The organism is Marinilactibacillus sp. GCM10026970, assembly GCF_042660675.1.
Classification (GTDB): Bacteria; Bacillota; Bacilli; order Lactobacillales; family Carnobacteriaceae_A; genus Marinilactibacillus.
On sequence record NZ_JBHSUL010000021.1, the window covers coordinates 1 to 21,300 of the forward strand.

22 protein-coding genes are annotated in these 21,300 nt (G+C 38.0%); 15 read left to right on the forward strand and 7 right to left on the reverse strand.

Annotated features, from left to right (window positions below; genetic code table 11):
- Nucleotides 1-107: 107 nt before the first annotated feature.
- Both ACFP65_RS06290 and ACFP65_RS06295 read right to left on the reverse strand, forming a co-directional pair.
- The gene (locus tag ACFP65_RS06290; RefSeq protein WP_379916955.1) at nt 108-566 is read right to left on the reverse strand and encodes an Lrp/AsnC family transcriptional regulator; all 459 of its coding nucleotides are present in this window, start codon (nt 564-566) and stop codon (nt 108-110) included.
- Between the two features lie 265 nt (nt 567-831).
- Nucleotides 832-2,790 (reverse strand): ABC-F family ATP-binding cassette domain-containing protein, encoded by a 1,959-nt coding sequence (locus tag ACFP65_RS06295; protein WP_379916957.1) that lies wholly within the window; start codon nt 2,788-2,790, stop codon nt 832-834.
- 403 nt (nt 2,791-3,193) lie between these two features.
- On the opposite strand from ACFP65_RS06295, the gene ACFP65_RS06300 reads away from it, so the two are divergent.
- Entirely contained in the window at nt 3,194-3,892 is a 699-nt protein-coding gene (locus ACFP65_RS06300; RefSeq protein ID WP_379916959.1) for a redox-sensing transcriptional repressor Rex, read from the forward strand.
- A 60-nt stretch (nt 3,893-3,952) separates the two neighbouring features.
- Here the strand turns inward: ACFP65_RS06300 and ACFP65_RS06305 are convergent, their stop codons facing one another.
- A complete protein-coding gene (locus ACFP65_RS06305) occupies nt 3,953-4,156 on the reverse strand; it encodes a DUF4305 domain-containing protein (protein WP_379916961.1) in 204 nt (67 codons plus the stop codon).
- Between the two features lie 28 nt (nt 4,157-4,184).
- A complete protein-coding gene (locus ACFP65_RS06310; protein ID WP_379916963.1) occupies nt 4,185-4,841 on the reverse strand; it encodes a CPBP family intramembrane glutamic endopeptidase in 657 nt (218 codons plus the stop codon).
- 227 nt (nt 4,842-5,068) lie between these two features.
- Here ACFP65_RS06310 and groES point away from each other — a divergent pair, with 227 nt between their 5' ends.
- The 4 genes from groES (at nt 5,069) to ACFP65_RS06330 (ending at nt 9,206) form a co-directional block, all read left to right on the forward strand.
- A complete protein-coding gene (gene groES, locus ACFP65_RS06315; protein WP_225743163.1) occupies nt 5,069-5,353 on the forward strand; it encodes a co-chaperone GroES in 285 nt (94 codons plus the stop codon).
- A gap of 102 nt (nt 5,354-5,455) precedes the next feature.
- A complete protein-coding gene (gene groL / locus ACFP65_RS06320; protein WP_379916965.1) occupies nt 5,456-7,078 on the forward strand; it encodes a chaperonin GroEL in 1,623 nt (540 codons plus the stop codon).
- Between the two features lie 122 nt (nt 7,079-7,200).
- Nucleotides 7,201-8,115 (forward strand): ketopantoate reductase family protein, encoded by a 915-nt coding sequence (locus ACFP65_RS06325; RefSeq protein WP_379916967.1) that lies wholly within the window; start codon nt 7,201-7,203, stop codon nt 8,113-8,115.
- A gap of 107 nt (nt 8,116-8,222) precedes the next feature.
- On the forward strand, nt 8,223-9,206 hold the full coding sequence (locus ACFP65_RS06330) for an NAD(P)H-quinone oxidoreductase (RefSeq protein ID WP_379916969.1): 984 nt from the start codon (nt 8,223-8,225) through the stop codon (nt 9,204-9,206).
- A gap of 102 nt (nt 9,207-9,308) precedes the next feature.
- On the opposite strand, the gene ACFP65_RS06335 is transcribed toward ACFP65_RS06330, so the two are convergent.
- Complete coding sequence (locus tag ACFP65_RS06335) at nt 9,309-9,638, reverse strand: PTS lactose/cellobiose transporter subunit IIA (RefSeq protein WP_379916971.1); 330 nt, start codon at nt 9,636-9,638, stop codon at nt 9,309-9,311.
- 54 nt (nt 9,639-9,692) lie between these two features.
- Complete coding sequence (locus ACFP65_RS06340) at nt 9,693-10,010, reverse strand: PTS sugar transporter subunit IIB (RefSeq protein ID WP_327757710.1); 318 nt, start codon at nt 10,008-10,010, stop codon at nt 9,693-9,695.
- A gap of 358 nt (nt 10,011-10,368) precedes the next feature.
- On the opposite strand from ACFP65_RS06340, the gene ACFP65_RS06345 reads away from it, so the two are divergent.
- Complete coding sequence (locus ACFP65_RS06345) at nt 10,369-11,298, forward strand: ROK family protein (protein ID WP_379916973.1); 930 nt, start codon at nt 10,369-10,371, stop codon at nt 11,296-11,298.
- Nucleotides 11,299-11,317: 19 nt separating this feature from the next.
- On the forward strand, nt 11,318-12,097 hold the full coding sequence (locus tag ACFP65_RS06350) for a carbon-nitrogen family hydrolase (protein ID WP_379916975.1): 780 nt from the start codon (nt 11,318-11,320) through the stop codon (nt 12,095-12,097).
- Nucleotides 12,098-12,146: 49 nt separating this feature from the next.
- Here the strand turns inward: ACFP65_RS06350 and ACFP65_RS06355 are convergent, their stop codons facing one another.
- Nucleotides 12,147-12,809, reverse strand: a complete 663-nt coding sequence (locus ACFP65_RS06355) for a CAP domain-containing protein (RefSeq protein ID WP_379916977.1) — start codon at nt 12,807-12,809, stop codon at nt 12,147-12,149.
- 242 nt (nt 12,810-13,051) lie between these two features.
- Between ACFP65_RS06355 and ACFP65_RS06360 the strand changes: the two genes are divergently transcribed.
- The 8 genes from ACFP65_RS06360 (at nt 13,052) to ACFP65_RS06395 (ending at nt 21,149) form a co-directional block, all read left to right on the forward strand.
- Nucleotides 13,052-14,452, forward strand: coding sequence for an MATE family efflux transporter (locus tag ACFP65_RS06360; RefSeq protein ID WP_379916979.1), 1,401 nt, complete (start codon nt 13,052-13,054; stop codon nt 14,450-14,452).
- A gap of 140 nt (nt 14,453-14,592) precedes the next feature.
- The gene (locus ACFP65_RS06365; protein WP_379916981.1) at nt 14,593-15,219 is read left to right on the forward strand and encodes a glycosyltransferase family 32 protein; all 627 of its coding nucleotides are present in this window, start codon (nt 14,593-14,595) and stop codon (nt 15,217-15,219) included.
- 189 nt (nt 15,220-15,408) lie between these two features.
- Complete coding sequence (locus tag ACFP65_RS06370) at nt 15,409-17,037, forward strand: amidohydrolase (protein ID WP_379916983.1); 1,629 nt, start codon at nt 15,409-15,411, stop codon at nt 17,035-17,037.
- Nucleotides 17,018-17,923 (forward strand): YitT family protein, encoded by a 906-nt coding sequence (locus tag ACFP65_RS06375; protein ID WP_379916985.1) that lies wholly within the window; start codon nt 17,018-17,020, stop codon nt 17,921-17,923. Before ACFP65_RS06370 ends, ACFP65_RS06375 begins: the two co-directional genes overlap by 20 nt.
- Nucleotides 17,924-17,959: 36 nt before the next feature.
- Nucleotides 17,960-18,619 (forward strand): ABC transporter ATP-binding protein, encoded by a 660-nt coding sequence (locus tag ACFP65_RS06380; RefSeq protein WP_379916987.1) that lies wholly within the window; start codon nt 17,960-17,962, stop codon nt 18,617-18,619.
- Nucleotides 18,609-19,373, forward strand: a complete 765-nt coding sequence (locus tag ACFP65_RS06385; RefSeq protein WP_379916989.1) for an ABC transporter permease — start codon at nt 18,609-18,611, stop codon at nt 19,371-19,373. The genes ACFP65_RS06380 and ACFP65_RS06385 overlap by 11 nt, the downstream gene beginning before the upstream one ends.
- Before the next feature lie 448 nt (nt 19,374-19,821).
- Complete coding sequence (locus ACFP65_RS06390; RefSeq protein WP_379916991.1) at nt 19,822-20,688, forward strand: 3D domain-containing protein; 867 nt, start codon at nt 19,822-19,824, stop codon at nt 20,686-20,688.
- A gap of 239 nt (nt 20,689-20,927) precedes the next feature.
- On the forward strand, nt 20,928-21,149 hold the full coding sequence (locus tag ACFP65_RS06395) for a hypothetical protein (RefSeq protein WP_379916993.1): 222 nt from the start codon (nt 20,928-20,930) through the stop codon (nt 21,147-21,149).
- Nucleotides 21,150-21,300 lie beyond the last annotated feature (151 nt).

Consider the following 21,300-nt stretch of genomic DNA (forward strand, 5'->3'; position numbering starts at 1 on the left):
TCCTCTCACTAAAAATGAAGCCCAAAAAAAGAAGACTTATCGAATGAAATCGATAAATCTTCTTAAGGGTAACTAATGTTACCAACACTATTTGACACAGAGCCTTTTTATTTTGCTTCAGTTTCTTCGGATGCGAGTAACTGAACGCCTCGGGCAGGTATTGGTGTAGAAAAAACGATTTGTGTAGACGTTTTACCAAATCGCTGAAGATCGTTTATGAAATCATCCAATTCAGTTGTTGTTGGGTAAGCGGCTTTAATCAGCATTGAAAACTCTCCGGTTACGCAGTTACATTCCAAGACATTAGTGGATTGTTGAATGTATGGATAAAAATCTTCTTTCTGAGTGGGGCTTAAGTCTAAATGAATAAACGCTTGAATATGATAGCCCATTTTTTTCAAGTCTGGGGAAGCAATATATCTTCCAAGAATACCTTCGTTCTCCAAACGGTGGATACGAGCTGAGACAGCTGGAGAAGAAAGATACGTTTCTCCTGCGATTTCTTTTAAAGATGCACGACTGTTTTTTTGAAGTATCTCAACAATTTTCTTATCCATTTGATCCATGTAAAACAAGCCCCTTTTTTAACAACAACTATCATTGAATCATTGTTATGCTGAAATTTTTTAGTTAACTAATTTTTATTATAGCAATTTGATTATATTATACCTTAATCAAAAATTAATGCAATATACTTTTTAGGTATACCAATAGTTATTTAATAGGTTTATGTTTATACTAAACAACGTTAAGTTAGGTATACCTGTTTAGAGTGAATAGAATATGATTTCTGTGGGTATCGTTTCTTTAGAAGGATACCTTTTTCGGTCTTTATTGATAACTTTCGAGTTCGATACTAGCCGTTTCCCATTGTTCCATGAGTGTCTCTTGCTCTGCTTGAAGTTCTTCGTGTTCACTTGAAAATCGTGCCGCCTGATCTGCATCATCATAAATGGCAGGATCACTGAGCTGTTGATGAACCTGTTCCAGTTTTTCTTCATTTACTTGAAGCTTCTGTTCTAGTTCATCTATTAATCGCTCTAAACGACGTGTCTCCCTTTGTTGCTCTTTTTGCTGAGCCCGGTCAGAGCCACTAGATGGCGCAGAAGCGGATGATACAGCAGGATTCGGCTGGTTCGTTTCTACTGTGTTTTTTAGTGCGGATAAAGCTTCGAGTTCTTCTTTCTTTTGAAGATAATAATCGTAATCACCTAAATACAGTGTAAGTCCATCTTGATTGATTTCAAGAACTTTAGTAGCCATACGATTAATAAAGTACCGGTCATGGGAAACAAATAAAAGCGTTCCCTCGAAATCGATCAGTGCGTTTTCCAGAACTTCTTTGGAGTCAATATCCAAGTGGTTAGTGGGTTCATCTAGTATAAGGAAATTGTTTTTTTCCATAGCTAGTTTTGCTAAAGCAACTCGTGCTTTTTCACCACCACTTAAAGAAGAAATGGATTTCTCAACGTCATCTCCAGAAAACAAAAAGCTTCCCAGTAGCGTACGAATAGATTGTTCAGGAATTGTTGGATGTTCATCCCACAGTTCATCTAAAACACGCTTTGTTGAATGAAGCAAGGTTTGTTCTTGATCATAATAGCCAGTATCCACTTTAGTACCAAACTGGATAGAACCAGCTATTTTTGGAATCTGACCAACCAGTGTTTTGAGCAAGGTGGTTTTTCCGACTCCATTTGGACCAACTAAAGCGATCGCATCTGTTTTTCGAATATCTAAATTGATGGATTTAGACAAGGCATGGTCGTTGTATCCTATAATAAGCTCTTCTGTTTGAAGTACAACGCTACCTGATTCTCTTTCAGTATAAAAATTAAAGTTAGCCGATTTTTCGTCATCTTGAGGTTTACCCATTTTATCCATCTTATCTAGCATTTTTCTTCTGGATTGTGCTCGTTTAGTCGTAGAAGCCCGAACAAGATTCCGATTGATAAAGTCTTCAGTCTTCTCGATTTTTTTCTGCTGCTTTTCGTATTCTTTCCACATTTTTTGAATAAGCTCTGCTTTTAGTTTCAAATAATTGGAGTAGTTTCCTGTAAAGTGTTGAACCTTTCCGTTACTCACTTCGTAGATTTCATTGACGACCTTATCTAGAAAATAGCGGTCATGTGAGACAATCAGTAGAGCGCCTGTATAGCTTAAAAGATATTTTTCCAGCCAAGCTAGCGTATCAATGTCCAAATGGTTAGTGGGCTCATCCAAAACTAAGAGATCTTTTTTCTCTAATAGCAATTGGGCAAGCGCTAAGCGTGTTTTTTGACCACCAGATAACTGAGAGATTGGCATTGAAAAGTCTTCTTCATAAAAACGGAAACCATGAAGTACGGAGCGGATTTCACTTTCATAGCCGTATCCATTTTGTTGCTTAAAGGATTCTTGCATGATGTCATAGCGTTTGAGTAGTTCCTGATATTTCTCTTGATCTTCTAGGAGACTAGGATCACTCATTTTAGCTTCTAATTGACGCATTTCTTTTTCGAGTTGAATCACAGATTCAAAAACAGTTAGCATTTCTTCCCATATAGTTCTAGTCGATTCTAGGCCGGTATGTTGATCCAGATAACCGATAGTCAATTCCTTTTTTTTATTCACACGGCCAGCATCGGGCTCTTCTTGTCCAGATATAATGTGTAGTAAAGTCGATTTTCCTGCGCCGTTTCTTCCAACTAGTCCGACTCGGGCAGCTTCCTTGATTTCTAGAGTAACGTCATCGAACAAAATCTCTGCACCAAAGTGACGTGCAACTTTCTGAGTTTGTAATAAAATCATTTAAATTCCTCATTTTGGATTATTAGGTCTTTTTATCTCTATAGACTAAGTGCTTTTCCGTATAAGTGTAGCATATCTAAAGAATGATATACAGGTAACAGAATACGAGAAATTTAAAAATCTTTTTATGTAATCGGTTGCTTAAAATAGTCGAAATATTGAGTCAAATCGTCTATTAAACGGATGTTTTTTCACAAACTACCCAAAAATATTGTTAGCGAGTATAGTTATCCTGGCTACAAACGCTTATTTTATGGTCATATTAACTTTCATTTTCCGTTTTACATGCTATAATAACTAATGAAACATCTCTTACACTTGTGAAATCTGATTCATAAAATAAACTTAAATAGAATTAACCTTTCAATCAGAAAAGACAATTAAACCATAAAGGAGAAAAAGCATGGTAGAAAAGAAGATTCCTAAAGCAACTGCAAGAAGGTTACCCCTTTATTATCGTTATTTACGTTTTCTCCACGAAGCCGGGAAGAGTCGAGTATCCTCAGCAAAATTGAGTGAAGCCGTAAAAGTAGATAGCGCAACAATCAGAAGAGACTTTTCATACTTTGGAGCGTTAGGTAAAAGAGGATATGGATACGACGTCGAAGCACTAATGAATTTTTTCAGCAAAACGCTCAATCAAGATCGCCTGACAAATGTCGCTTTAATTGGCGTTGGGAATCTTGGACAAGCACTATTGAACTATAATTTCAGACGTAGCAATAATACAAGAATTAGTGCGGGCTTTGATGTGAATAAAGAACTGATTGGTACGGTTCATCAGGGCGTACCTGTTTATCATATTGATGAGATGGTAGAACAACTTGATTTACAGCAGATAGATGTTGCGATACTGACGGTCCCTTCAGAAATCGCTCAAGAAATGGCGAACAAATTAGTTGAAGGTGGCGTGAAAGGAATCATGAACTTTACCCCTATTCGAGTAAATGTGCCGGATAACATCCGAGTACATAATGTCGATTTGACTAATGAACTTCAAACATTGATTTATTTCATCAACTATTATCAAGAGTTAGATGAAGCTGAAGATGAAGTCATGATTGATGAAGATACAGGAGAACTTTTCGTCGAAGAAGACTAAAAAGATAAAAAAACTGCAGGCTATTCGTTCAAAAACTTGAACGAGCAGCTTGCAGTTTTTTTAGACTTTATAATTTTTTTTGATTTTATAGTAGACCTGCACTAAACGGCTTCCTTGAACAAAGTCCCGGGTAGCTAGAAAGACAAACAGTATAGGGAAAAAGTCCCAACCGTCTCTTTGAACGGAACTAATTGTTACATAGATCAGTGCGGCAAACATAGCGTATTTCAAGAAAATATAAGTGAGTAGTTGCTTGGTTGTCATCAGAAAATCCTTTCATAAAACGCGTTCTTTATAAGAAAAATTCTACAAGTATAGCGAATGTATTCATTAAACAGTGAGCGATAATGGGTGTCCAGATATTTTTGGTCTTGTAGTATAGCCAAGAAAAGACAAGCCCCATAACGGAATAAACCAAAATCCTACCATCAAAGTGAATCAAAGCGAAGGCTAAAGAACTGATTATTGCGGCGCCAACACCACCGATTTTTCCAACACTTAAACCAAATAAAACTTTTCGAAAAACAAATTCTTCCATGATAGGGCCAGCGATGGAAACAATCACGATGAAATAAGGATAACGCTTGACGATTTCAAGGATTCCCTGGGTATTTTGTGAGGTGATCGGTGTTCCTAAGAAATTCACTTCAATAAGTGTAGCGATATACTGGGAAACAACTGCAATCACGAATCCTACCACTCCCCAGATCATCACTTTAGATTTCTGTAAGCTGAAGGGTTTTTCAAAGAAAAGATCGAATCGTTTTTTTCTATCTAGGAAGATTATAAGCCCAGCACCTAAAATAAATAAAAGGATATTCGACCAAATTCCCCCAGTAGGCTGTAGAGAAGCAGGTAATAACTGACTAGATAAGATCGTTAAGAATTGAATCATAATGTAAATCAATACGATTTGTAGTCCGGTTTTCTTTTTGTTGTCTGTGTCCATGTGACTCATCCTCGCTCTATCATAACGTTCAGTCAAAGCTGACAATACTAGTAACTTAACATAAAAACCAAGCGTATTCCAGATGAGATTTTTAATTGATTTTTTAACATCAAAAGGCTTGCAAGAAATCCTCGTTTTGAATATACTAAGTATTGGAGTTAGCACTCGGACACTTAGAGTGCTAACACGAATCTAATCAACTAAAAAATTATCGGAGGGATAACACCATGTTAAAACCTTTAGGAAATCGTGTTCTTCTAGAAGTCATCAAAGAAGAAGAAAAAACTGTAAGTGGACTTGTTTTACCAGAATCGGCAAAAGAAAAGCCACAGACAGCAAAAGTTGTAGCAGTAGGTAATGGTAAAGTACTGGAAGACGGCAGACGTGCAGAAGTCGATGTTGCTGTTGGAGAAAAGGTTATTTTCGAAAAGTACGCAGGCTCTGAAGTGAAATACGAAGGTAAAGATTACCTAGTGCTTAAAGATACAGACATCATTGCTGTAGTAGAATAGTTTTTCACACTTGTAAAGCATTCGTATCAATAAGGTCAAATCAATTTTACAATATAAAAATAAAAATCGAACAAAAAATTTACTAAGAGGTGAATGGAAACCATGGCTAAAGATATCAAATTTTCTGAAGACGCACGTGCAGCTATGCTACGTGGAGTTGACAAATTAGCAAATACAGTAAAAGTAACATTAGGACCCAAAGGAAGAAACGTTATTTTAGATAAAGCTTTCGGTGCTCCTCAAATCACTAACGACGGTGTAAGAATTGCCAAAGAAATCGAACTTGAAGATCAGTTTGAAAACATGGGTGCTCAATTAGTAGCCGAAGTTGCAAGCAAAACAAATGATATCGCTGGTGACGGTACGACTACAGCAACTGTTTTAACTCAAGCTATCGTAAACGAAGGAATGAAAAACGTGACAGCTGGAGCAAATCCAGTAGGAATCCGTCGCGGAATCGAAATGGCAACAAGAAAAGCTGTTGAAGCACTACATGAAGCTTCTACTAAAGTTGAAGGTAAAGAATCCATCGCTCAGATCGCTGCGATTTCTTCTGGAGACGAAGAAATTGGTCAATTACTAGCAGATGCTATGGAAAAAGTTGGTAGTGATGGCGTCATCACCATCGAAGAATCTCAAGGGATCGAAACAGAACTTGACGTTGTTGAAGGTATGCAATTCGACCGTGGTTACCTTTCTCAATACATGGTAACAGATAATGAGAAAATGGAAGCTAACCTTGAAAATCCATACGTTTTAATTACAGACAAGAAAATTTCTTCTGTTCAAGATATTCTTCCTGTACTTGAAAACATTATGCAACAAAACCGTCCATTACTGATTATTGCGGACGATATTGAAGGAGAAGCATTGCCTACTTTAGTATTAAACAAAATCAGAGGAACGTTGAATGTTGTAGCAGTTAAAGCACCTGGTTTCGGTGACCGCCGTAAAGGTATGCTTGAAGATATCGCGATTCTGACAAATGGTACAGTGATCACTGATGATCTTGGACTAGACTTGAAAGATATGACGATTGATCAATTAGGTGTTGCTGGTAAAGCGGTTGTTACAAAAGACAACACAACACTTGTTGAAGGAACTGGCGACAAAGGTAACATCGAGCAACGTGTTGCAATGCTTCGCGCACAAGCAGAAGAAACAAATTCTGAATTCGACCGTGAAAAATTACAAGAACGTATTGCAAAACTTGCAGGCGGAGTGGCTGTCATCAAAGTTGGAGCAGCTACTGAAACAGAAATTAAAGAACGTAAATTACGTATTGAAGATGCTTTGAATGCTGCACGTGCAGCAGTTGAAGAAGGTGTTATCGCTGGTGGTGGTACGGCTTATATCAATATCTTAAGCAAACTTCAAGAAATTGAAGCAACTGGTGACGAAGCAACAGGTGTTAAAATCGTTGTTCGTGCGCTTGAAGAACCAGTACGTCAAATTGCATTCAATGCAGGTCTTGATGGTAGCGTAATCGTAGAACGTCTGAAACATGTAGAACCAGGTATTGGTTTCAATGCAGCTACTGGAGAAATGGTCAACATGGTAGAAGCAGGAATCATTGATCCTACAAAAGTAACGCGTTCAGCACTACAAAACGCAGCTTCTGTTTCTGCATTACTTCTTACAACTGAAGCAGCTGTTGCTGATATTCCTGAACCAGAAGCTCCAGGAGCTGGAATGGATCCAGGCGCAATGGGCGGCATGATGTAATTTTATGACTTAAAGAAAAAGCTGCATCCTTTCATGGGATGTAGCTTTTTCGCTTTGCGTAAAAAGAATATGATAAGATAAAAGTACGAAGTACCGTCTAGAATGATCAAAGGGGATAGATTATGAACAATAAAACAGTAGCGATAGTAGGATTAGGCGCACTAGGCATACTATACGGACAACACCTTTCAGAAGCACTCGGCAAAGACCGCGTCAAAGTCATTGTAAGCAAAGAAAGAAAAGAACGCTATGAGCGAGACGGTGTTACTTTAAACGGCTCGCCGTGCGATTTTAATTATGTACTGGAAACCGAGCAAGGCGATCCATCTGATTTAGTCATTGTCTGTACGAAATCTTTGACGTTAGATAGTGGGATGGAATCCATGAAATATCAAGTCGGACCTCAAACCACCATTTTATCTTTGATCAATGGAATCAGTAGTGAAGATATTTTAGGTGCCAGATTTGGGCAGGAAAAAGTGATCCCAACAGTAGCGATTGGGATGGATGCGACAAGAGAAGGTCAGAATGTGCGTTCAAAAGTAAAAGGCTGGTTACAAATTGGTGCCGATGTACCTGAAAAAATGAACAGACTCAATATCGTCTCAGCCATTTTCGATGAAGCAAAGTTTCCATATGTCATTGAAGAAAATATTATGCTGAAAATCTGGGAAAAATTCATTATGAATGTTGGCGTTAATCAAGTCGTTATGGTACATGAAACGACCTATGAAGGCATTCAAACGGGTGGGGCTTACCATGAACAAGCTCGAGCAGCTATGCTGGAAGTTGTTGAGATTGCGCAAGCGGAAGGGATTCCTCTTAAAGAACAACACGTACAAAATGCTTTCGACATCATCGATACGGTGGATCCTAAGGGAATGCCATCTATGAGACAAGATGGTCTAGCAAAAAGACAAACAGAAGTCGCCTTATTTGCAGGAACCATTCTTGAGAAATCCAAACAATATGGCGTTCCTACACCAGTAAACGAAGAACTATACAAACGCATAAAAGAAATCGAAAGAACATTTTAATCAACTAGTTTTATAAGCAATAAAAATCCCCAATCATTTCATTGGATATTTTTAAACTTCTTGATTTAAAGTAAGATTGGAAAACCAAATCAAATGGAGTGAGAAACATGCGTGCATGGACAATTAAAGAACCAGGATCTAGAGAACAGCTGATTATCGAAAATAGAGAGAAACCTCAGCCAAAAGAAGGCGAAATTCTGATTGAAGTGAAAGCCGCCGGTATCAACCGAACAGACACGTTGACCAGACAAAATTCGTCACTTTCAAAACCTTATCCAATTTTAGGGATAGAAGTGAGTGGGGTAGTTGTCGAAAATCATTCTTCGGATAAAAGACTCTCTCCTGGAACAAGTGTAACCGGGCTCGTTAACCAAGGAGGGTATGCAGAATACGTTACAATGCCTGCAGACCGGGCAATTATTTTTCATGAATCCTTATCTATGGAAGAAGCCGTCGCAATACCTGAAGTATTCTTAACAGCTTATCAGACCTTATACTGGTTAGGAGAATTACAAAAAGAGCAGAAAGTATTGATTCATGCTGGAGGTAGTGGTGTAGGAACAGCAGCGATTCAGCTCGCCCGTCACTTGAGCCAGGCACAAATCTTTACGACAGCAGGTCACAAAAAAAAATTAGAAGTGGCAAGAGAATTAGGTGCCGATACTGTGATCAACTACAAAGAAGAAGCTTTTGAAGAAGTGATTGATTCGGTTACATCTGGTGAAGGTGTGGATGTCATTTTAGATTTTATCGGAGCTTCTTACTGGAAGAAGAATATGCAAAGCGCTGGACTGGATGCTAACTGGATACTAATTGGAACGCTAGGCGGAACGGTCGTAGAAAACGTCTCCTTAATGGAACTATTACAAAAACGAATTGCTTTGAAAGGCACTTTACTGACTCCAAGAAGCGACGAGTATAAAGCGAAACTTACACAAGAATTTGTAGAGCATGCGATGCCACTCATTGAAGCAGGAACCATCCGACCAATCATTCATTCGGTCTTACCATTTGAAGAAGCAATAGAAGCACACCGTCAAATGGAAGATAATGAGAATATTGGAAAAATCATTCTCAAAATTAAAGAGTAGTCTAAACGCTAAACACAGATTGACTGATCTTGGTATATACTAAAAGAGCTCATCTACTTTTTTTAGGGTAGTTGAGCTCTTTTACTAATTTATAATAAACGATTATTGAAGACGTTTGTGAAGATCAATGACCTCTACGGCCATATCTTTAAAGGTAATCGCATTCATCAAGTGATCTTGACCGTGAACCATTAAAAGTGACATTTCAACGCTATCACCAGAGGCTTCTCTGGTTAAAAGTCCCGTTTGTGAATGATGAGCCTGAATCAACGCATCATCTGCGAGCTTGAGTTTCTCATCGGCCGTCTCGAAGTCACCTTCCTTAGCTGCATGAATGGCTTCCATTGCATTACTTTTGGCGTCTCCACCATGCATAATTAGTCCCATAATTGTTTGAAGCATTTCTTCTTGTTTTTCAGTTCTATCCGACATACACAATTCTCCTTCTTAAAAAGCGCTCGATAAGTCTAAACGGTGCGAAAAGGATTATTCGCTTAAAGCTAACGCTCTGTCTAGAACACTTTTTCCGTTCATCATCCCGTAATCTCTCATATCAATGACTTCAACTGGAATACCTTTATCGGCTACTTTTGATTCCATTTGTTTTTTAAGGAATTTAACTTGAGGGCCTAGAAGTAAAACGTCTACAGGTTTAGAAGCTAGGTAACTATCCGCTTCATTGGCAGAAACTGCGAAGATATCCGTTTCAACACCATCGGCTTCAGCGGCTTTTTCCATTTTGGATACAAGCATACTTGTACTCATTCCGGCAGCGCACACTAACATAATTGTTTTCATTGACATAATAACTTCTCCTTCTTTAGGTAAACTGGATTAATATATAAACGACTCAACAATTTGTACACGTTTACATTACGATGTAACAACCGTGTAGGAAATCCAAAATCAAATAGTTATTTTGAAATCGTTTACTTCTTATATACTATTTATACACTAAAATTTGTTGAAATTCAAATAAAGAATAAAATCACTACAAATTTAAAGCATAATATAGGATGTAATCGATGACATATTATAAAAATGAATAGAAATGATTTATTCGAATAATGGCTCTGGAGCAAGAAAATTTGTAAAATGGTAAAGTAGTGATAATGTAGAAAGAACCATTAAAGATGAATCGGGTTAAAGTTGGAGGATTACAATGAAGAACTATTTAGTATATGACGTAGGCGGCTCTTCAATCAAATATGCCGTAATGAACGAAGAAGAGGTTTTGACTAAGGGCAAGAAGAAGACTCCTAAAGAAAATATGGAAGACTTCATGGATGCCATTGGAGAGATTTACAGCGAGTTCAAAAATGACGTCTCTGGAGTGGCGTTCAGTATGCCTGGAATCATCGATTCAGATACAGGTTACGCTATTCACGGAGGATCACTTGAATTTATTCATCAAATGAATTTAAAAGAAAAATTGGAAGAAAAAATTGATCAGACTATTGTGATTGAAAATGATGGTAAGAGTGCTGCCCTTGGAGAAGTTTGGAAAGGTAAGTTGCATGGTATAAAAGATGGTATTGCACTGATCATAGGAACAGGCATTGGTGGAGGGGTTATCGCTAATGGCCAGTTGATTAAAGGACATCATTTAGCAGCAGGGGAATTTTCCATGATCAGAATAGATGGCCAGTCACCGTTAGCTAAAGATAAAATATTTGCGAATAAAGCTAGTGCAGTGAAACTGGTTGAGCGAGCTGCCAAAGCTCTTGGGGAAAATCCGGAACACTATTCTGGAATAGAATTTTTCAAAGAAATCAAAGCAGGCAATCAAAAAGCAGAACAGCTATTTTCACAATACTGTCAGATCATTGCAGCTCAGATCATGAACTTCCAAACCATGTTTGATCCTGAAGTGGTTGTGATTGGTGGTGGTATGAGTGAAGAACCGCTATTTGTTGAAGGGATTCAGCGTGCAGTTGATCACTTATTTGCTGAAGATTTTATGACAGAAATTAACGGCTTTCAAGCAAAAGTTGTACAAAGTGAGTTGGGAAATGAAGCAAATCTGTATGGAGCGCTGTATCAGTACCTGTTGAAAACCAATCAGAAAAATATAGCGGATAATTTTGAGTAAGAGATCGGAGGCAGTAACAATGAAAATCAGTGCGATTCAAATGGATCTTGCGTTCAATGATCCAGTCAAAAATGAAGAAAAAATCGAGCAGCTTGTGGAAGACATTATTCGAGAAGAATCTCCAGATACAATTGTACTTCCTGAAATGTGGAACCTTTCATTCTATCCAAAAAATGTTAAAGAGAACGCAGATAAAGAAGGTATACGGTCAAAAGCGTTGCTTAGTAGATTGAGTAAAACACATCAAGTCAATATTGTTGGCGGCACTGTCGCAACGATTTCCAACGGACAACTCTTTAATTCAAGCTACCAATACGACCGAAGGGGTCAATTGATTCATACCTACCATAAAGTACACTTGTTTTCACCTTCTAAAGAAGATAAAGTCTTTACACCAGGTGAAGAACTGGGTGTGTTTGAATTAGATGGCGTTAAGGTAGGGATCGCAACCTGTTATGACTTGCGGTTCGTGGAATGGATTCGACTGCTAGCGCTTAAAGAGATTGAAATCTTATTCGTACCTGCTGCTTGGCCTCATCCACGGGTCAGTCATTGGCAAACTTTACTGAAAGCTCGAGCAATTGAAAATCAGTTATTCGTTGTGGGGGTAAATAGTATTGGGGAAGCGAACGAACTAAAGTTTTGTGGACATTCTGTGATTTTGGATCCATTAGGAGAAGCTCTGGCTGAAAGTGCAGAAGAAGCAACCGTTCTGACTGCTGAATTAGATTTAGGTCATCGAAAGGAAATCAAAACACAAATCAATGTGTTCAAAGACCGCAGACCAGAGCTATATTAAATCAAAAAGAAACCGTGAAGCTTTAATGAAGCTTCACGGTTTAAGACTTCTATTGTGGCGTACCAAAAATCTGCGTTGCATAGAGGAATTCTCCGTCGTAATGAACACCGATACCAACTTCTTGGAATTCGGGACGAATCATATTTTCGTAATGACCTTCGCTTTCTACCCAACCATTGAACAATAATTCTGCCATAGCCGTTTCATCTAGGTAGTTCGTTGCCATGCCTAGATTCTCGCCGACAATTGTATAGGGATAAGAAATTCCTTCTTCCTCAAAAACTGAAAAGGTATCTGAACCATCTGGACGAGTATGAGAGAACAAGGTTTCAGTTTCAATCGCTCTAATGTTCGCTACTTCTCTTAAGGTATCATTTGAAGTCAGTGTAGAAACTTGTTTTTCTTCACGCAAGGCATTCAGTAAAGTTAGAATCTTGTTTTCTACAGCGTCATAATCAAGATCAGAAGAGCGTTCTTGAGCGACAGAAGAGACTTGGGGTTTACTTGGTTGTTCTTCGGGAGAGAATCGCTTAACAAGCTGTTCGGGGTTCTGTAGACTTAAGTTTGACCAGTCATCTGGAGCTGGAATAAAGCGTACGATAGTATCAAGCCAATTTCCTACCATTGTGTTTTGCAAAGCGTCTGTGGTGGCTAGCCAGAATCCTAGAATGACGGCTAATATCAATACGATTAATTTTCTAATATACTTCATGAGTACAACGGACTCCTTTCGATGGATGCTCACATATTGTATCAGAAAAGTTTGAATAAGTTGAGATTTCGCTATGGATTCTTTAGGTCAAAATCTTATTTGTGACAAAAAAACGTTAAAAAAGATCATTATAAAATTTTAAACATACTACTTCATTTCGGTACAGGCATTCGGTATAATTAGAAAAGTTCTTTTGGAAAAAATTAAAAATTCACAATAAAATATAGTAGGTGCACAGTCAAATGAAAAATATGAAATCGAACAAATTAGGCACGATGCCGATGAATCGTCTCGTACTGAATCTTTCTTTACCAATGATGATCTCGATGCTGATACAGTCTCTTTACAATGTTGTAGATAGTATGTTCGTCGCTCAAATCAGTGAAGAAGCATTAGCGGCACTGTCTCTTGCTTATCCCATTCAGATGCTAATGATTGCGATCCAAGTAGGTGCAGGGGTCGGTATGAATGCAGAAATGTCTAGACGTCTAGGCGAAGATAACAGAGAAATGGCCAGTGAGACAGCAAATAATGGTGTGTTTTTAGGGATCGTTCACTATATCATTTTTCTTGTACTAGGACTTACACTAGTACGACCATTTTTTGAAGCTCAAACAGACAATCCAGAAATTATTCAATACGGAATAGAATATACCGTTATTATTACGACTTTTTCAATTGGTAAGTTCATGCAATTTGTTTACGAAAGATCACTTCAAGCCACAGGTCGAACGTTCTATACAATGATCACGCAAGGAACCGGTGCAATTTTAAATATTGCATTGGATCCAATCTTGATTTTTGGTTTATTCGGTGTTCCGGCTTTAGGGGTATACGGTGCAGCAATCGCTACCGTTGCCGCGCAGCTTATATCTGCACTAATGGCTTTTTATTTTAATGCTAAATTCAATGACGATATTGATATGAAGTATAAAGGCTTTAGACCGAATCTAAAAGTCATCAAGCGTATTTACGCTATTGGCGTACCTTCTATGATCATGACATCCATTACTTCTGTAGTAACGCTTTTGTTGAACAATATTCTCTTACAGTTCACACCTACAGCTACAGCCGTTTATGGTGTCTACATTAAACTTCAAGGCTTCGCTTTCATGCCAGTTTTTGGATTGAATAATGGTATGATTCCAATCGTTTCTTACAATTACGGGGCTCGAAACAAGAAAAGAATGACCAGTGCAATCAAAATTTGTCTGATTTATGCAATGAGTATGATGCTCATGGGTACGATACTGTTTCAAGCCTTTCCTGAACAGTTACTGGCTTTGTTTAATGCATCAGATGAAATGACAGCGATTGGTGTTTCTGCCTTGCGAACGATTAGCATCAGCTTCGTATTAGCAGGCTTTAGTATTATCATAGGAACAGTCTTCCAAGCGCTAGGCAACGGTATGCTCAGTTTGTGGGTAAATGTGATTAGACAACTTGTTGTGCTCGTACCAGTAGCCTACGTGCTGTCACTTTCTGGGGATGTACATGCTGTATGGTGGTCGATTGTGATTTCAGAAGGCGTGGCTGCTGTCTTTTCAGTTATTGTCATGCGTTATGTCTACAACAAGAAAATCCGTCCGATGTCTGACAACGAACCATTAAACTCAGAACGGTTCGCAAACGAGCAAGTTTAAAGGGGTTCAAGTCTTTCGATTCAGCCTTCTGCTAAAGCCTAAAAGCTTTTTATTCGATTTTTCAGCAAGTAGTTTGTTACAATGAGCTTAGAGTTTTCAAGAAAGTTTCATGATAACATTCAAATTGAGGAGAGACCGATATGATACCGAAAATTATACACTACGCTTGGTTTGGTGGGAACGAATTAGGAGAACTGGAAGAAAAATGTTTGGCTAGCTGGAAGAAATATTGTCCTGATTGGGAGATCATGCGTTGGGATGAATCAAATTTCAATCCAGAAGAACACGGTATATATACAAAACAAGCTTATGAAAGAGAAGACTGGGCATTTGTCTCAGATGTTGCGCGTCTCTATGCTTTAAAAGAACATGGTGGCGTTTATTGCGATACGGATATGGAACTCATTAAATCCATTGAAGACTTCAGAGAATTGCCAGCATTTTTCAGTTTTGAAATAGAGACAGAAATCTCAACTGGGATAATCGGAGCAGAACCCCATCATAAATTTATTGAAGAATTATATGACGACTATGATGGACGTGAATTTATCTTGCCAGACGGATCCAGAGATGAAAAAACAAATGTCATTCGTATCACAGAAATTATGACAGAACGTGGATTAAAGCCAGATAATACAAAACAAATTATTGAAAACTGCCACATCTTCCCTCTAGAGTATTTTTCACCAAAAGATTATTGGTCTAGAGAAATTGATGCAACAGATAACACCTATGGTATTCACCAATTTACAGGTAGTTGGTTATAAGAAAAGCATGAAATGAAAGAAGCTGCCAAGTGAGCATGTCGCCACTTGGCGGCTTCTTTTTTTGTTTAATAAACTTTTTCAAGTAAGAAAAAGAGTTGAAAAAAAGTAATTTTGAAGATTGATTTTAAAATCTATCTCTAGTAATAAACCTCATGATACAATAGAAAAGAATTTAGGAGGCGAAGAGTATTGAAATTATATACAAACGGCAAAATTTATCTTGAAAGAGAACAATTCGCGACAGCGATGCTAGTTGATGAGGATTACATAAAAGAAGTTGGGAATCACGAATTAGTAAAAACCTATCAACATCAGTCCGAAGTGATTGATTTAAAAGGCAAGACAGTTATTCCAGGTATGAACGATTCCCATCTGCACTTTTTGATGACGGCTGAATACCTTGATATGTTGAAAATCACGGATGTCACTTCTATGAAGGAATTGATTGAGCGTTCAAAAGAATATATAGAAGATAAAGGACTAACAGAAAAAGACTTTTTATATACAGAAGGTTGGAATCAGAATTACTTTACAGATATACAAAAAATTCCGGACAGAACCGACTTAGATAAAATTTCTACAACTATTCCAATTGCAATGGTTCGAGTAGACCGCCATATTATGAGTTTGAATTCCAAGGCCATTGAAAGATTGAAACTAACAAAAGACTCTGTTTCTCAAAACGGTGGAGAAGTCCAAAAAGATGCCGAAGGTGAACCGACAGGTGTTTTAACAGAAGGAGCGATGGATTTGGTGCGTCCCTTCTTGTCGGAAGCAAGTGTGGCGACCAAAAAGCAGCAGCTGAAAGAAGCAATGAAATTAGCAAACAGCTTGGGACTCACTTCTATGCACACCAACGATGCTAAAGATGAAACGATTGAAGGAACCCTCTCACTTTATCGGGAACTTGAAGAGGAACAAGCCTTAACCGTAAGATTCTATCAACAAATATGGTTCAACGATTCTACGTATATCCAACCCTTTTTTGATAGAGGTTATACCTTTGGACAAGGAAGTTTGTACAATAAAATCGGCCCTATCAAATTCTTTTCGGATGGAACACTAGGAGCTAGGACAGCTGCTATGCGAGAAGCCTACTCGGACGATCCAGAAAATCTAGGGATTGAAACGAAATCTCAAAAACAATTGAATGAAGAAGTGAAGATCGCTGTTGATCGTGGTTTCCAAGTTATTATTCATGGCATTGGGGATAAAGGTGTGGAAAGAATACTAGATGCCTACGACGAAGCATTAAAAGGAAAGCCCAATGATCTTAGATTGGGCGTCAATCATATGCAAATAACAGGTCGTGACCTTGTAGATCGTGTGATTGATAAAGGCTACCTGACCTATGTACAACCGATATTTTTAAATGACGATATCCCGATTGTGCTTTCTCGTATCGGAAAAGACCGAGCAGAAACGTCTTATGCTTTTGGTACGTTAGCCAGAGCCGGTGTACACCAGTCCTTCAGCTCAGACGCACCGATTGTGTCTTTTGATCCTTGGGAAAATATTTATTCAGCTGTTACCAGAAAAAGATTAGATGGTACGCCAGAAGAAGGATTTTTACCTGAGGAAGCCGTAGATATTTATACCGCTATTGATGCGTACACTTATGAGAGTGCTTATGCAAGTTTTGAAGAAGAGGTCAAAGGTAGAATCAAACCTGGACAGTTAGCTGACTTCATCGTGATTGATCAGGATATTTTCACTTGTGATCCTATGAAGATTAAAGATACACAAGTGCTTGCGACGATTGTTGGCGGCAAAGAAGTATACAAGAAGGAGAACAGTAATGAAGAAAATAGAAGTTAAAGATACTTTGAAGAATTTGTTTCTGATCGTCATTGGATCATTTTTATACGCAATCAGTGTTAATGCTTTCACAGTACCAAATGATTTAGCAGAAGGTGGTCTGACAGGATTTTCACTGATCTTATTTTACTTGTCGGATATCGAACCATCGTACACGATTTTTATCTGTAATATCTTTATCATTGCGATTGGATATAAATTCTTGGACAAGAAAACCTTGAACTACACGATTGTAGCGAATGGGATCATTTCAGTTTTGCTATTAGTTGTTTCAGGTCCAAAATGGGCTTTTATTCCAGAAACGACACTGCTAGCACCAATTGGTTCAGGTGTCTTTATGGGTGCTGGAATCGGATTGATCATGCTGGGGCATGGGACGACTGCCGGAAGTGATATCCTTGCTAAAATTATGCAGAAATATATAGGTATCAATATTCCGACGTCACTCTTGCTGATTGATATTTTTATTGTTGTACCCAGTGTGTTCATTATCGGTGTTGAAAATGTCTTTCTTACCTTAATCAACTTATTTATTCAGACAAAAATGATCGATTTCGTATTAGAAGGATTGAATCCAAGAAAATCCTTTTTTATCATTTCAGAAAAATACGAAGAGATTGCACGCCAAATTGAATTGCAAATTGGTCGTGGGATTACAATACTTGACGGAAAAGGTCATTTCACTGGAAACAAAAAGCAAATTCTTTATATCATTATAAGTCGTAGAGAAGTGCTCACGATTAAAAGAATTGTAGAATCCATTGATCCTAACGCATTTGTCACTTTATCCCACGTTCAAGAAGTTACAGGAGAAGGGTTTACCTATTTATCCCAAGAAGAACAAGCAGAGAGAATCACAGAAGCAGAAGAACAAGGACTGCAATAGACGAGACAAACCAATAGGTCTAGATTGGAGTAGATAATGAAACCGTCAATTCTATCATTAAAGAAAGTTGGTTTTCAAACTAGTAGACAAACGATACTTGAAGAGATTACGTTTGAAGTTCAAGAGGGTGACGTCATTACACTGACAGGCCCTTCTGGTAGTGGGAAAAGTACTGTATTGAAACTGATTGGAAGTCTCTTCACACCTACCCAAGGAACCATTACCTACAAAGGAGAGTATTTAGAGAAAATCAATCCTTTAAATTACCGAAAAGAAGTTTCCTATTTCTTTCAAAATGCGGCTTTATTCGATCGGACGGTTAAAGATAACCTAGAATTTCCTTTCACCATACGTGATCAGAAAATCGATAAAGAAAAAATCAAAGCCTATTTGGAAAAGGTTGAGCTTTCAGATGACTACTATGACAAACCAATCACTGAGTTATCAGGAGGAGAAAAACAGCGGATCGCATTAATTCGTAACTTGATGTTTGAACCACGTGTCTTACTGCTAGACGAAATCACCAGTTCACTGGATGCAAAAAATCGGTCTATTATCTTACGTATGCTAGATGATTTGAACAAGAAAAATCAAGTAACCATCCTTAAAGTAACCCATGATGAAACAGAAATTTCCAACTCTAGTAGAGTGATTAAAATCAGAAATGGAAGAATGGAGGATCCTAATGACGAATAGTCTTGAAATTAGTAACACATCGCTCCTTTTTTCGACTGGACTTTTACTGATTGCGATTTTTGTTGATTACAAACAAAAACTGGGACTAGGAAATGAAATTTTCGTCGCAGGACTTAGAGCAGTCATACAGCTCTTCGTCATTGGTTATGTACTGAGTTACATATTTAACTTGGATAATATCTTAGTCACTTTTGCCATGGTGTTGTTTATCGTATTCAATGCGGCCTACAATGCGCATAAAAGAAGCGACGGAATTCCAAATTCTTTGATGATATCTTTATTATCACTAGGAACGGGGACCACGCTGACGCTAGGATTACTGATTTTAACCGGAACCATTGAATGGGTGCCTTCACAGATCGTTCCCATCACTGGAATGATTGCGAGCAATGCCATGGTTGCAGTAGGCTTGACTTACCGAGCGCTGAACGACAAATTCAAAGATCAACGACAACAAGTTTTAGAAAAACTAGCTTTAGGCGCAAATGAAAAACAAGCCTCTATGACCATTATCAGAGAAAGTGTTCGAACTGGAATGACACCTTCTATAGATAGTACAAAAACGGTTGGGCTAGTGAGTTTGCCGGGAATGATGTCTGGTTTGATTTTTGCAGGAATCGAACCAACAGAAGCGATTCGCTATCAAATTGTCGTCATGTTCATGCTAATAGCTGTAACCAGTATTTCAAGTGTAATCGCCAGTTTCCTAGCATACAAGCAATTTTACAATAGTCAAAAACAGTTGATTCAGTAAGCCTAGAAGGTTTCAAGAGAGAGAAATCTCTTGTAAAAGTGAATAGGGTATATTACAGTGCTTTAGCCAATAATTCCTGAAAAGCTTGGCTTTAAGAGAATATGGCAGTTAGTATGACAATAAGATTTCTAGAGAAAGAATAATCATGCATGAATGATCAGTTAGGTGTATGAAAAGATGCATAATACGAACGAAATTTCCCAATAATTACATTTGACACATACCTTACCTCTTTGAAACACAACTGTAAAAAAGTAAGTGATATAATACAAGCGTACTAAAAAGGCGTAACAACAGGCGTTAGACCCTTTTATTTTATTCTAATCGTGGTAAGATTACACTCGGTCGCAGATAGATTAAGTATTTAGTGAATCTATCCTTCAACAATTAAGCGGCAGAAGTTGAGTATCTACACAATAAGGATAAAATGAAAAGGAGCACGACAATTATGTCAACAGTGCAAAAGTTTTTAATCAAAGCAGGAGCAACAATCGCGTTTGCTTCAATGTTTACTTTCGGAAATACGAGCGATGCTAGCGCTCAAGAAATGTCCGCAGATAACTGGGAACCAAGAACTGTTTCTGAAATTTCTTCAGAAATTGCAGCGCAAAAAGAAAATCAAGATGGAAACGACGCAATTGAATATACTTTCCAATGGGGAGATACATTGTGGGGTGTTTCAAAAGCAACAGATGTTTCTATCGATAAGTTAGCTAAAGTAAACGATATTGATAACCGCAGCATGATTCAAGTAGATACAAAAATTTACTTGAGTGGAGATTCTTCAATTATTTCAGTTGAAAACAACGATGAAGTTGTCAGCTATGATGTATCTGAAGAAGAGGTTGTAGAAACAGAAACACCTCAAGAAGTGCAAGAATCTGTAAAAGAAGAAGTTGTTGAAGAAGAAGCCGTTACAGAAGAAACACCTGAAGCGACAGAAACAACAGAACCAGCTGAAACAACACCTGAAGCACCTTCTGAAGAAGTGTCAACGTCTTCTAGTGAAACACAAACTTCAGCTCAAAGTGGAAGAACCGTTTCTGTAGAAGCAACTGCGTATTCATTAAACCAGCCTGAACTAGGAAATATCACTTATTCAGGAATTGATCTTAGACAAAATCCAAACGTTATCGCTGTAGATCCAAGCTTTATCCCGCTAGGATCTAGAATCAACGTACCTGGATATGGTGAATTTATCGCTGGAGATACTGGTGGAGCTATCAAAGGAAACCGTATCGATATCCACATGACAGATATCCAACAAGCTTTACAATTTGGACGTCGCTCAATCGAAGTTCAAATCATCGAATAATTTATTTTCAAAAATTCTGACCAGATTAGTTTCTGGTCAGAATTTTTTTTTAAAAGTAGTGTTTTGTCCACATACAATAAACCATTGAATGATCGATACTGAAAAAAGTATACGATAAAATAAAAAAACGTTATGAGTTTAGAAGCATATGCTTTTGAATTTAATCTCATTCATGATAGGTTATTACTGAGAGATGAATTTCTTTCAAAAAATGGATACAATAAAGGAGAGAGTAGAAAATGAAGAAACTTGCAAAACTGACAGCACTGACAATGACAGCAGGAATGTTGTTAGCAGCATGTGGAGACACTACCGACACCGATATGGATGATCCAGCAACAGATCCAGGTACTACAGATCCGGCAACAGACCCAGGTACAGGTACCGACATGGATGATGACGCAGACATGGACGACGGTATGGACATGGATGACGGCACAGATACCGACAGCGACGAATAATTCGCTTACAATTAACTTGTAAACAGATAAAAAGCTGAGAGACCTATATATAGTGACCCCAAAAAGTTAGACTTTTTTCAGAGCAGATATTCTGCTCTGTTTTTTTATGCTATTTTACACTCGTTTGTATGAGTTCGTCGATACTCGATTG